The sequence below is a fragment of the Veronia pacifica genome, from assembly GCF_001707825.1.
Taxonomy (GTDB): Bacteria; Pseudomonadota; Gammaproteobacteria; order Enterobacterales; family Vibrionaceae; genus Veronia; species Veronia pacifica.
In genome coordinates, this window is the sequence record NZ_LYBM01000103.1 from 1 (window position 1) to 1,099 (window position 1,099).

The 1,099-nt window shown below is 54.0% G+C and carries 1 rRNA gene; it reads right to left on the reverse strand.

The window, feature by feature from the left end:
• Positions 1-33: 33 nt before the first annotated feature.
• Positions 34-1,099: ribosomal RNA gene (locus A8L45_RS23290) — 16S ribosomal RNA — on the reverse strand; the annotation flags it as partial.

A 1,099-nucleotide genomic window follows, 5' to 3' on the forward strand; every position in this document is an offset into this window, starting at 1 on the left:
CAATCTGTGTGGACACTAGGAAGATAGTATCGTTAAGGAGGTGATCCAGCCCCAGGTTCCCCTAGGGCTACCTTGTTACGACTTCACCCCAGTCATGAACCACACCGTGGTAAACGCCCTCCCGAAGGTTAAGCTATCTACTTCTGGTGCAGCCCACTCCCATGGTGTGACGGGCGGTGTGTACAAGGCCCGGGAACGTATTCACCGTGGCATTCTGATCCACGATTACTAGCGATTCCGACTTCATGGAGTCGAGTTGCAGACTCCAATCCGGACTACGACATACTTTCTGGGATTCGCTCCACCTCGCGGTCTTGCTGCCCTCTGTATATGCCATTGTAGCACGTGTGTAGCCCTACTCGTAAGGGCCATGATGACTTGACGTCGTCCCCACCTTCCTCCGGTTTATCACCGGCAGTCTCCCTGGAGTTCCCACCATGACGTGCTGGCAAACAAGGATAAGGGTTGCGCTCGTTGCGGGACTTAACCCAACATTTCACAACACGAGCTGACGACAGCCATGCAGCACCTGTCTCAGAGCTCCCGAAGGCACACTCGAATCTCTTCAAGCTTCTCTGGATGTCAAGAGTAGGTAAGGTTCTTCGCGTTGCATCGAATTAAACCACATGCTCCACCGCTTGTGCGGGCCCCCGTCAATTCATTTGAGTTTTAATCTTGCGACCGTACTCCCCAGGCGGTCTACTTAACGCGTTAGCTCCGAAAGCCACGACTCTGGGTCACAGCCTCCAAGTAGACATCGTTTACGGCGTGGACTACCAGGGTATCTAATCCTGTTTGCTCCCCACGCTTTCGCATCTGAGCGTCAGTCTTTGTCCAGGGGGCCGCCTTCGCCACCGGTATTCCTTCAGATCTCTACGCATTTCACCGCTACACCTGAAATTCTACCCCCCTCTACAAGACTCTAGCCTGCCAGTTCAAAATGACTTTCCCAGGTTGAGCCCGGGGCTTTCACATCTTGCTTAACAGACCGCCTGCATGCGCTTTACGCCCAGTAATTCCGATTAACGCTCGCACCCTCCGTATTACCGCGGCTGCTGGCACGGAGTTAGCCGGTGCTTCTTCTGCTGCTAACGTCAAA